Origin of the sequence: Methylomagnum ishizawai, from assembly GCF_900155475.1 — a bacterium.
Taxonomy (GTDB): domain Bacteria; phylum Pseudomonadota; class Gammaproteobacteria; order Methylococcales; family Methylococcaceae; genus Methylomagnum; species Methylomagnum ishizawai_A.
On the sequence record NZ_FXAM01000001.1, the window covers coordinates 4,154,035 to 4,167,903 of the forward strand.

10 protein-coding genes are annotated in these 13,869 nt (G+C 64.0%); 6 read left to right on the top strand and 4 right to left on the bottom strand.

From position 1 onward, the window contains the following. Positions 1-59: 59 nt before the first annotated feature. From B9N93_RS18680 to mutS, 4 genes are all read left to right on the top strand, one after another. Entirely contained in the window at positions 60-704 is a 645-nt protein-coding gene (locus tag B9N93_RS18680) for a hypothetical protein (protein ID WP_085215735.1), read from the top strand. Positions 705-781: 77 nt separating this feature from the next. Continuing rightward, positions 782-2,524, top strand: coding sequence for a single-stranded-DNA-specific exonuclease RecJ (gene recJ / locus B9N93_RS18685; protein WP_085215736.1), 1,743 nt, complete (start codon positions 782-784; stop codon positions 2,522-2,524). A 140-nt stretch (positions 2,525-2,664) separates the two neighbouring features. Then, positions 2,665-3,867, top strand: coding sequence for an autotransporter outer membrane beta-barrel domain-containing protein (locus tag B9N93_RS18690; RefSeq protein WP_085215737.1), 1,203 nt, complete (start codon positions 2,665-2,667; stop codon positions 3,865-3,867). A gap of 139 nt (positions 3,868-4,006) precedes the next feature. Then, a complete protein-coding gene (gene mutS, locus B9N93_RS18695) occupies positions 4,007-6,586 on the top strand; it encodes a DNA mismatch repair protein MutS (RefSeq protein WP_254899433.1) in 2,580 nt (859 codons plus the stop codon). Position 6,587: 1 nt separating this feature from the next. Here mutS and B9N93_RS18700 read toward each other — a convergent pair whose 3' ends face one another. After that, a complete protein-coding gene (locus B9N93_RS18700; RefSeq protein WP_085215738.1) occupies positions 6,588-6,881 on the bottom strand; it encodes a hypothetical protein in 294 nt (97 codons plus the stop codon). Then, the gene (locus B9N93_RS18705; protein ID WP_176225328.1) at positions 6,878-7,180 is read right to left on the bottom strand and encodes a hypothetical protein; all 303 of its coding nucleotides are present in this window, start codon (positions 7,178-7,180) and stop codon (positions 6,878-6,880) included. The genes B9N93_RS18700 and B9N93_RS18705 overlap by 4 nt, the downstream gene beginning before the upstream one ends. 214 nt (positions 7,181-7,394) lie before the next feature. On the opposite strand from B9N93_RS18705, the gene B9N93_RS18710 reads away from it, so the two are divergent. Both B9N93_RS18710 and B9N93_RS18715 read left to right on the top strand, forming a co-directional pair. Next, the gene (locus B9N93_RS18710; RefSeq protein ID WP_176225329.1) at positions 7,395-10,307 is read left to right on the top strand and encodes a caspase family protein; all 2,913 of its coding nucleotides are present in this window, start codon (positions 7,395-7,397) and stop codon (positions 10,305-10,307) included. After that, positions 10,307-11,641, top strand: a complete 1,335-nt coding sequence (locus B9N93_RS18715) for a toll/interleukin-1 receptor domain-containing protein (protein WP_254899488.1) — start codon at positions 10,307-10,309, stop codon at positions 11,639-11,641. Before B9N93_RS18710 ends, B9N93_RS18715 begins: the two co-directional genes overlap by 1 nt. Positions 11,642-11,720: 79 nt before the next feature. On the opposite strand, the gene B9N93_RS18720 is transcribed toward B9N93_RS18715, so the two are convergent. Beyond that, positions 11,721-12,470, bottom strand: coding sequence for a DsbC family protein (locus B9N93_RS18720; protein ID WP_085215742.1), 750 nt, complete (start codon positions 12,468-12,470; stop codon positions 11,721-11,723). A gap of 30 nt (positions 12,471-12,500) precedes the next feature. Beyond that, on the bottom strand, positions 12,501-13,862 hold the full coding sequence (gene rseP, locus B9N93_RS18725; RefSeq protein WP_085215743.1) for an RIP metalloprotease RseP: 1,362 nt from the start codon (positions 13,860-13,862) through the stop codon (positions 12,501-12,503). Positions 13,863-13,869: the final 7 nt, after the last annotated feature.

Genomic DNA, 13,869 nt, shown 5'->3' on the forward strand with positions numbered 1-13,869 from the left:
ACGCTGGTACGCTACTGCGACCTACGGCTCTGAAAACCACCCCCATCGCGAGGCCCGCCATGCTTTATTTCCACCGGAAAACCCTACGGCCAGCCTTATCCCTGTCTTTATTATTGATCGCGGGCTGCGGCAGTCCGGGCCACAACGACAACCCCTCCCAGCAAATCACCACGGGCCGGGTCGGCTGCTTGGCGAGCGCCGAATTCTTCTCGGTCTATTTCAGCACGCATCTGAAACCCGCCGGGGAAACCCCCGGCTCCAATATCACCCGGACCCGGTTCCGCCCGTATTGCGGGGATTTACCGCAGCCGGGCGAGGTGTTTTTCACCGCCGACATCATCGACCCCGAAATCAGGAAAACCCCGATTGCGATCCAAGTGGTGGCCATGGACGCGATGGAAAATCCTGGAAATCCGCGCACATTGTTCGATGCCCCCGCCCGGAGTTTCGGAAAAGGCACCCTCGAAGCGACTTTCGCCATCGATAAACCCGGCCCCTACGCCATCCATTTGATCCGGCAAGATTCCAATACTGGCGGGGAAAGGGATCGGCTGACAATTCCGCTCAATATTGGATTGACCGCCGACAGGGGAATATTACAAAGGTTTCTGTCCCCGCAATTCCTCTTGCTCGTCGGCTTGGGTGTCGTGGGACTCGTGGTTTTCCTCAAAGCCTATCGATTCGATCCCATGAAAAAACCCTGACGCCCCACCCAAAACCCCAAAACCCGTGGGCTAGAAAACCCGGCCCCGATTTTCCCGCTCCCAATCTTGAATCCACCATGCCCCACCATCCCGTCAAAAAGACAATCATTCGCCGTCCCACTGCGCATACCTCCACGCCGCTCGCCGACCTGCCGCCCTTGCTCGGGCGCATTTATAGCGCCCGGAAGCTGGACGATCCCAAGCAACTCGACCGCTCCCTGAACCAACTCCCCCCGCCCTGGCTGCTGACCGGGATGGAAGCCATGGCCGAGCGCCTGGCCCGCGCCATCGCCCGGCAGGAAAGCCTGCTGGTGGTCGCCGACTACGACGCCGACGGCGCGACCGCCTGCGCCGTGGCGGTGCGCGGACTCAAGGCGCTGGGCCTGGAACGGGTGTCGTACTTGGTGCCCAACCGTTTCGAGTACGGCTATGGCCTCACGCCCGAAATCGTCGCCCTGGCCGCGCCGCGCCGCCCGGATATCCTGCTCACGGTCGATAACGGCATTTCCGCGCTGGAAGGGGCGGAAGCCGCCCAGGCCCAGGGCATGGAATTACTCATCACCGACCACCACACCCCCGGCGCGGAACTGCCCGCCGCCGCCGCCATCGTCAATCCCAACCTGCCGGGCGATGCCTTTCCCAGCCGCTGCCTGGCCGGGGTGGGCGTGATGTTCTATGTGTTGATGGCCTTGCGCCAACGCCTGCGCGAGACCGGCCATTTCACCCGCAGCGGGCGGCCGGAACCCAATCTCGCCCAGTTACTCGATCTGGTGGCACTGGGCACGGTGGCCGACGTGGTGCCGCTGGACCATGTGAACCGCATCCTGATCCACCAGGGTTTGCGCCGCATCGGCTCGGGACAGGCCAGCCCCGGCATCCTGGCCCTATTGGAAGTGGCCGGGCGCAAGCCCAAGCAAATCACCGCCGCCGACCTGGGCTTTTCGGTGGGACCACGGCTGAACGCGGCGGGGCGCTTGGACGATATGAGCCTGGGGATCGAATGCCTCCTGACCGACCACCCCACGACCGCGCTGGACATGGCGGCGCGGCTGGACCGGATGAACAAGGAGCGGCGTGAACTCGAAGACCAGATGAAGCAGGAAGCCCTGGCCTATCTCGACGCGCTCGATGTGCCCCTCGGCGACAAGGCGGCGATTTGCCTGTACGACGCGGCTTGGCACCAGGGCGTCATCGGCTTGGTGGCGTCGCGGGTCAAGGATTTGGCGAACCGCCCGGTGGTGGTGTTCGCTTCCGCCGGGGACGATCTGGCGAAGGGTTCGGTGCGGTCGATTCCGGGCATCCATATCCGCGACCTGCTGAGCGATATCAACACCCAGAATCCCGGTTTGATCCGCCAGTTCGGGGGCCATGCCATGGCGGCGGGTTTGAGCCTGGGGCTTGAGGATTTGCCGCGCTTCATGGCGCTGTTCGAGCAAGAGGCCGGGCGGCGCCTGGACCGCGCCGACCTGGAACACGCGGTCCACAGCGATGGCAGCCTGGAACCCCATGAACTCGACCTCGCCATGGCCGAGCAGTTGCGGCAGGCGGGACCGTGGGGCCATGGCTTCCCGGAACCGCTGTTCGATGGGGAATTCGAGATCGCGCAACGGCGGGTGTTGGGCGACAAACACCTGAAACTGGTGCTGCGGCCCGTAGGCGGCGGGCGGGAAATCGACGCCATCGCCTTCGGTCTGGCCGACCCCGGCGCTTGGCTGGATTGCCGGACCCTCCGCGCCGCCTACCGGCTGGACGTGAATGAGTTCCGCGATCACCGCATCGCGCAATTGCGGATCGAATATATGGAAAGCGGGGACGATTGACGCCCCACAGCGGGCCGCATCGCCGGGAAAGGGCGCGTGCGCCTGTCCAAACCGATTTGCGGCTTGCCCGGAGGTTTGGCTATTTTGGATGGCTTCCGCAAGCCATCCGCATTCCTCCTTTTCCCAAGCAGGCTCTTACCATGCGCCCTCCCCGCCGAATATCCCCGGCCCTTTGGCTCTTGGCCGCGACCCTGGCTCCGTTATCCGCCCAGGCCCAATCCGACCCACAGAGCCTCGCCGCCGCCCTGGCCCAAGCCTGCCCGTCCGCCGGAGGCGATCTAGCCGCCCGCTGCGCCGAACTCGACGCGCTCGGCCCACAGGCGCTCTCGCAAGCCCTGGTCGCGCTTTCGCCCTACCAATTCCTGCCGCAAATCGCCGTGCCGCTGAAAATCTGGCCCAAGCAGATATCGATCCGCCAGCCGCCGGGTTTGGACGATAGCGCCCAAGGCGAATGGTCGTCGCGGCGGAAAGGTTCGGGCGCGGGAGACGCGGCGGGCGGCGACGAGGCTTGGGGCTGGTTCGCCCAGGCCAAATATCAGGGCGGGGCTTATCATCAGGCACCTGCCCAATTCAAGGCCGATGCCTATACCTTGACCTTGGGCGGGGATTACCGTTTCTCCGGGAATCTGGTATCCGGGCTGGCCTTCATCTATACCCGTCAGGAAACCCCGATGCGGCAGAATCCCGGCCATATGCAGACCGACGCCTACCGGGCGGCTTGGTTCGGGAATTATGATTTGCCGGAAGGGTTTTATCTGGATTGGCTGGCGACCTATAGCCGCCACGACAACCAAATCAGCCGGAACTACAGTTTCCCCGGTTTCTCGGGCAAGGCGGAGAGCGCTCCGGGGAACGATCTTTATACCTTCGCCCTGAGCGTGGGGCGGGATTGGGCGTGGGGGGCGTGGTCGCTCGCCAGTTATGTCCGCACCGAATCTATGAACCTGCATATCGGGCCGTATGCGGAGCGGGACGGACAGGGTTTGGCTTATCAGGTGGGCGGGCAATCCGATCAATCCTTGACCGTGACGCCGGGTTTGCAATTGAGCCATGCGTTGGGTTTTGCCTGGGGCGTGCTGACCCCGGCCTTGCGCTTCGAGTACGAGCATCAGTTCGAGAACGACAACCAGGCGATTGCGCTACGCCTCGCCGAGGCCGCGCCGGGTAAGGGGTATTTCACGCTGCATACCGGCGAGCCCGACCGCGATTATTTCAACCTCGGCGGCAGCCTCGCCGCCACCTTGCCCGGCGGGAACGTGGCATTCCTGCGCTATGAGGCGCGGTTGGGGCAGGCGCATATTTCCAATGATATTGTGGAGGTGGGGATTAGGGGGGTGTTCTAAAAATTCAAACCTTATGCAGCCAAACGTGGGGCGGGATACTGTAGCCCAGCCAATCGCCCGGATGGAACGCACCCCGCCCCGATCTGCATTAAAATCCCCGCCTCCCAAACCCCAGCGCCCCACCCTACCCCGAATTTCCATGAGCCGCGACCCCAACGACCTCTCCCGCCACACCCCCCTGATGCAGCAATACTTCCGCATCAAGGCCGAACACCCCGAACGCCTGCTGTTCTTCCGCATGGGCGACTTCTACGAGCTGTTCTACGACGACGCCCGCAAGGCCGCCCGGCTGCTCAACATCACCCTCACCACCCGCGGCGAATCGGCGGGCGAGCGCATCCCCATGGCGGGCATTCCGCACCACGCGGTCGATGGCTATCTCGCCAAGCTCATCAAGCTGGGCGAATCGGTCGCCCTCTGCGAACAAATCGGCGACCCCGCCACCGCCAAGGGTCCGGTCGAACGCAAAGTGGTGCGGGTGGTCACGCCCGGCACCGTCACCGAGGAAGCCCTGCTGGAAGAACGCCGCGACAATCTTCTGGTCGCCATCGCCCAGGTCGGCCCGCGCCTGGGGCTGGCCGCGCTGGACCTCGCGGGCGGGCGTTTTGTGGTGCAGGAGGTCGAGGACGCCGCCGCCCTGCTCGGCGAAGTGGAACGCCTCAGCCCCGCCGAAATCCTCATCGGCGAGGATTGGACCCCGCCCCCGGCGCTGGCGTCCCGGCGCGGCATCACCAAGCGCCCGCCCTGGCATTTCGATACCGAAAGCGCCCGCCATCTGCTGCTGCGCCAATTCGGCACCCAAGACCTCGCGGCCTTCGGTTGCGAACGCCTGCCCGCTGCCATCGCCGCCGCCGGGGGTTTGTTGCAATACGTGCGCGATACCCAGCACAGCGCCCTGCCCCATATCCAAAGCCTGCGCGTCGAAACCAGCGCCGAAACCATCGTCTTGGACGCCGCCAGCCGCCGCAACCTGGAAATCGATTTCCACCCGTCGGGCCGGGCCGAATTGACCCTGTACGGCGTGTTGGACCGCACCACGACCGCGATGGGTGGGCGGTTGCTGCGGCGTTGGCTGCATTGGCCGTTGCGCGACCGGACGACCCTGGCCGAACGCCATGCCGCCATCGAAGCCTTATCGGAAGCCGGGGATTTCCGGCCCCTCCGCGAGATTTTGCGGGCGGTGGGCGATGTCGAGCGCATCGTCTCCCGCATCGCCCTGAAATCGGCCCGGCCCCGCGATTTGACCGTGCTGCGCCTCGCCCTGGCGGTGTTGCCGGAACTTAGGGACGCGCTGACCTATCTCGACAGCCCTTTGCTGGTCCGGCTGCGGGCGGCGCTCCGGGAACAGCCGGAAATCCACGCCCTCCTGGTCCGCGCCATCGTCGAAAACCCGCCGATGTTGATCCGCGACGGCGGCGTCATCGCCCAGGGCTATCACGAGGAACTGGACGCCTTGCGCGATCTTAGCCAGAACTCCGAGCGCTTCCTGCTGGAACTGGAACAGCGCGAACGCCAACGCACCGGGCTGGCGAACCTCAAGGTCGGCTATAACCGGGTGCAGGGTTTCTATATCGAACTGACCCGCGCCCAGGCCGACAAGGTGCCGGTCGAATATGTGCGGCGGCAGACTCTGAAGGGCGTGGAGCGCTACATCACCCCGGAGCTGAAGGCGTTCGAGGACCAGGTGTTGAGCGCCCGCGAACGCGCCCTGGCCTTCGAGAAAGCCCTGTACGACGAACTGTTGGAACAACTCGGCACCCGCTTGGATGCGTTGCGGGAATGCGCGGCGGGCTTGGCGGAATTGGACGTGCTGGCGAACCTGGCGGAGCGGGCCGACGCTTTGGGCTTCTGCAAGCCGGTGATGAGCGCGGAACCGGGCCTGCGGGTGGTGGCGGGACGCCATCCGGTGGTGGAAAGCGTGTTGGATGCGCCGTTCGTGCCGAACGATCTGGAGTTATCGCCCGAGCGGCGGATGTTGATTATTACCGGCCCAAATATGGGGGGGAAAAGCACTTTTATGAGACAGTCCGCGCTGATCGTGCTGATGGCCCATATCGGCAGTTACGTCCCGGCGGAAAGCGCCCGTATCGGCCCGGTGGACCGCATCTTCACCCGCATCGGCGCCTCCGACGACCTCGCCAGCGGGCGTTCGACCTTCATGGTGGAAATGACCGAAACCGCCCACATCCTCCACCACGCCACGCCCGCCAGTTTGGTGCTGATGGACGAGATCGGCCGCGGCACCAGCACCTTCGACGGGCTGTCGCTGGCCTGGGCCGCCGCCGAACATCTGGCGCGGGAAATCAAGGCGTTCACCTTGTTCGCCACCCATTATTTCGAGTTGATCGCCCTGCCCGACGAATGTCCGGCGGTCTATAACATCCATCTCGACGCGGTGGAGCATAAGGACGGCGTGGTGTTCCTGCACGCGGTCAAGGACGGCCCGGCCAACCAGAGCTATGGGCTGCAAGTGGCGGCGCTGGCCGGGGTGCCGAAGACGGTGGTGAAAAAGGCGCGGGAAAAACTGGCCGCGCTGGAACAACACGCCCAGGCCGAAAAACCCAAGGCCAAGGGCCGCGCATCCCGGCAAATCGATTTGTTCGCCGAGGCCGCGCCGCATCCGGCACTGGAAAAACTGAAGGCCATCGAACCGGACGAACTCAGCCCCAAGCAGGCTTTGGAAGTGTTGTTTGAGTTGAAGCAGTTGGCGGACGGGTGAGTTATTTCTTGCCGTAAGCGGCGTCGTGGTCGGCATGGATGGCGATGAAGCGCATGACATCGCCATCCCGGCCCGCCAAGGCCCGGCTTCCCCGCGATAGCCGGAGCGAATACACACCGGGATGGCCCTTCACCGCTTCCCATTTCAAACCATGGTCCCGGCACACCTCGTCCCAGGTCATGGTCCTGATTTTCCTGAGGGTCTTGGCGACTTGGCGGTATTCGTTCGCGTCGAGATTGAAAAGATCGTCCTGCAAGGCGGGTAGGTTGAGGTCGAGCGATACCCGTCCGCTCACGTTTGATCCTTGACTTGCCGCCGGGCGTCGATATCCCCCAGGAAAGCCTCGATATCGGTCTCGGCGGGCGGATGCTCCTTCATCCACCGCGCCGCTTCGAGCAGGCGTTCCCGCATTTCCGGGGTGTGTAGCCAAGCCTCTGACTCGGGGACGACCCGCATCGGCACCATCACGATGGCCCCGTCCTCCCGCTCCGTCACCTCGAAATATCGGCCCGCGTATTTCTTGCCCAGCGAAAGTTGGCCGCTGGTACCCACCATTTTGAGCATCGCCCCGTCCTCCGATATGTTTTGGATCATGCGGCATGATAGCAGGATTCAACGCCGTCCTGGCCCTATCGGCACCTGGCGCCCAAAAAGCCTGCTGGCTGCGCAAGCGGCCCTTCCAGCGTTCGGAAAGCTCCGCGAACCCAACCGTTTCCGCCTGTCCTGCGACATTCCGCGCCTTGCCTTTGGTTCGCCGCCGCCCTTGGGTTACGCTAAGCACCCACAGGCAAGCAACGGGGGAAGAACCATGGCGATGCGCATGTTCTGGTTTTGGGTCATATTAGGTCTGGGCGGCTGCGCGGTGACGCCTCCGCCGGTCAAGCTTCCGGCGACCACGCCATCCCGGCCTGCGATTTCCCTGTCCGGCCCGCCCGCCACGCCCTTCCTGCGGCTCGAAACCGGGGGACATACGGCGATGATAAAGCGCATCGGTGTCGATGCCGCCGGGCGCTATCTGGTCACGGGTTCCGAGGACAAGACGGCACGGGTCTGGAATCTGGCCGACGGCGGTTTGCTACAAACGCTACGCCCGCCGCTGGGCGAGGGTAACGAGGGCAAGGTCTACGCCGTGGCAATTGCGCCGGAGGGCGGCACGGTGGCGGTGGCGGGGTGGACCGGCTGGGATTGGGAGGGAAAGGCTTCCATCTATCTGTTCGACCGCGCCACGGGCCAACTCGTCCGCCGCCTGGACGGATTGCCGAATGTCATCCTTGACCTTGCTTATTCCCGCGATGGCCGTTATCTGGCGGCGGCGCTTTGGGGGGCAAATGGAATCCGTGTCTACCGCGCCAACGACTGGCAGGAAGCCGCCCGTGATACGGAATATGGGGCCGACAGCTATTCCGTGGATTTCGACCGCGCCGGGCGCTTGGTGACCACCAGTTACGACGGCTTCATCCGCCTATACGATTCGGCCTTTCGGCGCATCGCCCAGCAACAAGCACCGGGCGGTAAACAGCCCTACTCCGCCCACTTCTCGCCGGATGGGCAAACCATCGCGGTGGGTTTCAACGATTCCACGGCGGTCAACCTGCTGTCGGGGCGGGACTTGAGCTTGCTCTACATCCCAGATACCCGCTCGGTTGATAACCGCAGCTTAAACGCGGTAGCTTGGTCCGAGGACGGCCACCGGCTGTATGCGGGCGGGAGATACGACGACGGCTCGGGCTGGAAGCCGCTATTGCGCTGGAACGACGCCGGACACGGAGCCGCCGAGCGTTTCCGGGTATCCACCAATACCCTGATGGACCTGCGTCCGCTGGCGGATGGCCGACTGGCTTTCGGCGCACAAGACCCTGTATTTGGCGTGCTGGACCGCGACGGCGGCAAGCGCTGGGAACACTGGGGCGATATCCTCGATTTCCGGGGAGATAACGAGGGACATCTACTCCTTTCACATAATGGCAGTATGGTCGAATTTGGTTTCTATACCATGAGACCAGATGGCGGTTGGCTAGGGCATACAGCCCATTTCGATTTCTCCCAGCGTCAGCTTGTGCCCGGTCCAGGCAATTCCGCTGTTCTCGTCGCGCCAAATACTGACGGTGAGCCGAAAATCAATTGGCGGAACACCGAACACCCGAAGGTGCTAGGCCAAGCGCTGCCACTGGAACCCTACGAAGCATCCCGTAGGCTCGCCCTGGCATCCAAGTCGCCGGGCTTCCTGCTCGGCACCGAATGGCGTCTGCGCTACTACGACCGCCCGGATCGCCAACGCTGGCAAACCCCGATTCCCGGCACCGCCTGGGCCGTGAACCTCTCCGCCGATGGCCGCTACGCCGTGGCGGCGTTCGGCGACGGCACCCTCCGTTGGTACACCACCACGGCGGGCCGGGAAATCCTGGCCCTATACGTCCACCCGGATGGCCAGCGCTGGATCGCCTGGACCCCGGAAGGTTTCTACGACGCCGCGCCGGGGGCGGAAGACCTGATCGGCTACCACCTCAACCAGGGCAAGGACCGCGCAGGCCAATTCGTCGCCGCCCGCCAATTGCAGGAACGCTACTACCGTCCCAGTCTCATCGCCCGCCGCCTGTCCCCGGACGGCGACCGTTTGCTGGCCGAGGCGGTGCGCGAACTCGGCGACGTGCGGGAAGTGCTGGCCCAGGGCTTGCCGCCCAAGCTGGAACTGCTATCCCCGGCGGAAGCCCGCACCGGCGGCGAATACCGGCTCGAACTGCGCCTCCGCGACCAGGGCGGCGGCATCGGCCCGCTCAAAATCCGCATCGATGGCTCGGAAATCGAGGGCCGCCCCGCCGACATCCCCGGCGGCGGCGATACCGTCAGCCGCCTATTCACCCTCGCCCCCGGACGCCATGAATTCGAAATCGCCGCCCGCAACCGCCAGGGCGTCGAATCGGCCCCGACCCGAGTGGTGGTCACCTCCACCGCCCCGGAAACCCGCCCGGCCCTGCACCTGCTGGCCGTGGGCGTCAGCCAATACCGCGACCACACCCTGACCGAAGGCGTCCGCTTCGCCGCCCAGGACGCCGAGGCCGTGCGCGGACGCTTCCAGGCGCAAGCCGCCGACCTCTACCGCGACACCCCCGATATCCGCTACCTGCGGGACGGCGACGCCACCCGCGCCAACATCGAACGGGAAATGCGCGGCTTCGCCGAACGGGTCGGCCCCGAGGATGTATTCGTGCTGTACCTGGCCGGACACGGCGCGGGCTTCGAGCAGAACTACCATTTCATCCCCGCCGAGGCCCGCTATCTCAACCAAACCGCGCTGCGCAGCGCCAGCCTGGATGAAACCCTGCTGCAAAAACTCCTGGCCGGCATCTCCGCGAAAAAAACCCTGGTGCTGCTCGACACCTGTAGCGCCGGGTCTTTCGGCGAACCACGGGGCCGCGCCCTGGGCGACAAATTCGCCATCGACCGCTTCAGCCGCATCACCGGACGCGCCATCATCGCCGCCACCGCCGACGGCCAAATGGCCCTGGAAGGCGAAGGCGGACACGGCGCGTTCACCTATGTGCTGCTGAATGGGCTGCAAGGACTCGCCGACGGCAATCGCGACGGGCGCATCGACCTCTACGAACTGGGCCAGTACATCGGCGAGCAACTACCGGCGCTGACCCTACGCAAATGGAAGTACGAGCAAACCCCGTTCATCGAGATGCAGGGCTTGTCGTTCCCGCTGGTGAACCAGCCGTGATGCGTCCGCTCAAGCTGTTCATTTCCTATGCCCACGAAGACGATGCGCGGCGGGAAGAGCTATGCAAACATCTGACGCAAATGAAACGGGAAGGCTTGATCGACCCCTGGCACGACCGGGATATCACCGGCGGGAAAGCCTGGGCCGGGGAAATCGACGCCAACCTGGAAGCCGCCGACTTGGTGCTATTGCTCATCAGCGTGGACTTCCTCAACTCCGACTATTGCATCGACGTGGAACTGAAGCGGGCGTTGGAACGCCATGCCGAGCGGCAAGCGCGGGTGGTCCCCATCATCCTCCGGCGCTGCGATTGGCAATCGGCCAGCTTCGCGAAATTGCACGCGCTGCCCAAAGACGGCGAACCCTTGGAAAGATGGCCGACCGCCGATACTTTCTTCACCGAAGTCGCCAGGGAATTGCGCCGGATTGTCGGGGAATTGCGAAGCTGTCGGATACAAGTCGATGACACGGGATTTGCCGGTCCCAACGAAAACAGGAAGCCAGGGTTTCCAAGGCCGGGCTCCCAAGCGGGAACCTGGGAACAAGCGCGACAGTGGCTGAAATCGCATCCGCTCAAGATTGCGGCGGCATTCGTATTCGCTTTGGCGGTTTGGGGATGGCTGGCGGGCACGGACTGGCTGCTACGGGAAGGCGACCGGCTCTACCACGACCCGCTGCCGGAACAACGGGCGAGGGCAACGGACTACTACGAAGGGGCGCTAAGACTCAATCCCTTCCTGGCCGAAGCCCATTTCCGCCTTGGCGTCCTGTCCGACCAAGCGGGAAACCCGGAATCTGCCCTGACACATTACCGGCGGGCGGTCGAACTGGAAACACCGGCCCCGCCTGAGTATTACAGCAATCTGGCCTACGAATATCTGGCGCTGGGCGAATATGGGAAAGCCATCGAGATTTATGGTCGAATCGAAGGTTATCCCCTCGCCGCCTTGGAATCGGCCAAAGCCCATTGGGCTTTGGGCCAGCCACGCCCCGCCCGCGATGATCAAGCCCAGGCGATCCGCTGGCTAAAAGCCGACAACGCCGACCACTACCGAGACCCTTGGTATTTCACCACCGCCGACGGAGGCAAAGGCATCCGGCTCATCAAGGCCGAAGACAAGCGTTGTTATGCCCGGCTCGCCTTCGCCGCCAGCCTGTTCCTGGATGGCCAGGAAGCCGACGCCGCGCAGGCCATGCTGCAAACGGGCTGCCCGGACGATGCCGCCGACATGAAAGACGTGGTGGCCGACGACCTCCAACGCTACGCCGAAACCGTTCCCGATTTACGCGAAAGAAGCCGGGCATTCCGGCAACGCTATCTCGCCCACTCATGAACCCGCCGCCCGTAAACGCAAACGGGGCGGGTATGCCCGGCATACCCGCCCCGTCCGCTGTCCAGGAAACCGCTATCGGCTATTTCTTGGCGGCGGCTTGCGGTTCCGGCTGGTCCGCCGCCTGCTGCTCCATGATCTTGACCAACTGCGCCGCCGGCACATACCCTGGGAGGATATCGCCCTTCTCGGTGATGATCATCGGCGTGCCATTGGCCCCGAAGGCATTGCCCAGCGCCAATTGCTCGTCCACCGGGTTGTCGCAGTCCTTGCGGTCGGGAGTGTCGCCCTTCTTGGCCTTGGTGAAAGCGGCATTGCGGTCCTTGGCGCACCATACCGACACCGCCTTGAAATAGGATTCGGTGTTGGGGCCGCTGCGCGGGAAGAACAGGTAGCGGATTTCGATGCCCTGGGCGAGGTATTGGTCGATCTCGGAATGCAGCTTCCGGCAATAGCCGCAGTCGATATCGGTGAAGACATAGGCCACATGCTTGGTGGCCTTGGGCTTGAACACGATCATCTGGCCCACGCCCATCTTGTCCAGCGACGTGAGCCGCGCCCCGGCCAACTTGGCCTCGGTCAAATCCTTGCGGTCCTTGACATCGACCATCGAACCCTGGATCAGGTAGCGCCCATCCTCCGACACATAGAACAGCTTCGCCCCCATCATCACTTCGTACAGCCCCGGTATCGGCGAAGGCTGGACCGAATCCGGCTTGAGCGTGGGCAAGTTCTGTTTCAATGCCTCCTCGACCGCCTTGGCATCGGCCTGGACCGCGCCGGACAGCATCCATCCCAGCCCCAGCAGGGCGGCGCTTACGATTCTCTTCATGGCAACTCCAAAATAGTTGGGAAAACCCGGTCAGTTAAACAGGCGCTCAATATCGAGGAAGAACGCCAATACCATCAAGCACAGCAAGATGAACATCCCGACCTGCTGGCAATACGCCAAGGTCCGGTCGGATACCGGGCTGCCCTTGACCCCTTCGATCAGATAGAACAGGAGGTGCCCGCCGTCCAGCACCGGGATCGGCAACAGGTTCAACACCCCGAGGCTGATGCTGACGATGGCGAGGAATTTCAGGAACTGGCCGAAGCCGACGCTGGCCGATTGTCCGGCGTACTGGGCGATGCTGATGGGGCCGCTGAGGTTATCGACCTTGGCCTTGCCGATCACCATGCGCCCGATCATTTTCAAGGTCAAGGCGGCGTAGCCGTAGGTCTTGTCGATGGCCGCGCCCAGGGCCGGGAACAGGCCGAGCCGGTATTCGGCCCGCATCGATTGCTCCATGTCCTCCGGCATCCTGACCGCCGCGCCGATCCGGCCCACCCGGCCTTCGGCGGAATCCACGCCTTTCGGCTTGATGTCGAGATCGCGGCGGGCACCCTCGCGTTCGACGACGGTGCGGATCGCCACGTCCGGGTGGGTGCGGACGAATTCGACCCATTCCTTCCAGGTCTTGATCGCCGTGCCGTCGGCGCTGACGATCAAATCACCGGGCTTGAGTTGGGCGGCTGCGGCGGCGCTGCCGGGTTCGACCCGGTCGATCACCGGCGGCAAGGCGGGTTCGTAGGGGCGAAAGCCGAGTTTTTGGTAAAGCTGCTCGGGTTCCTGCGCCACCTCCTGGGGAATCGTCAACACCAGGACGCGGGCGGCCCCGTCCGCGCCCTTGACCTCGACCTGGATCGGTTCCTCCTCGACGGCGGTCTCGACCACGGCGGCGAGGGCGGCATTCCAGGTCGGGGTGGGATCGCCCTTCACCGCGACGATTTCATCGCCTTCGCGGAAACCGGCCTGCCCGGCCAGGGTTTCGGCCGCCACCGGACCCAGCACCGGCCTGAGTCCGGTTTCGCCCAGCATGAACACGGCCCAATAGATCAAAACCGCCAGCAGCAGGTTGAACACCGGACCCGCCGCCACGACGCAAACCCGTTTCCACAAGGCTTGGCGGTTGAAGGCGAAGGGCAGGTCTTCGGGAGCGACCGCGCCCTCGCGCTCGTCGATCATCTTGACGTATCCGCCCAAAGGCAGGGCGCAGACCACGAATTCGGTGTCGTCCGGGGATTTTTGATAGGCCCACAGCGGTTTGCCGAAGCCCAGCGAAAACCGGGTGACCTTGACGCCGAGGCGGCGGGCTGCCCAGAAATGGCCGAACTCATGGAAGGCGATCAAAACCGCCAAGGCCAGGACGAAGAAGAACAGCGTATGGAGCAGCGAAAACATGGGATTT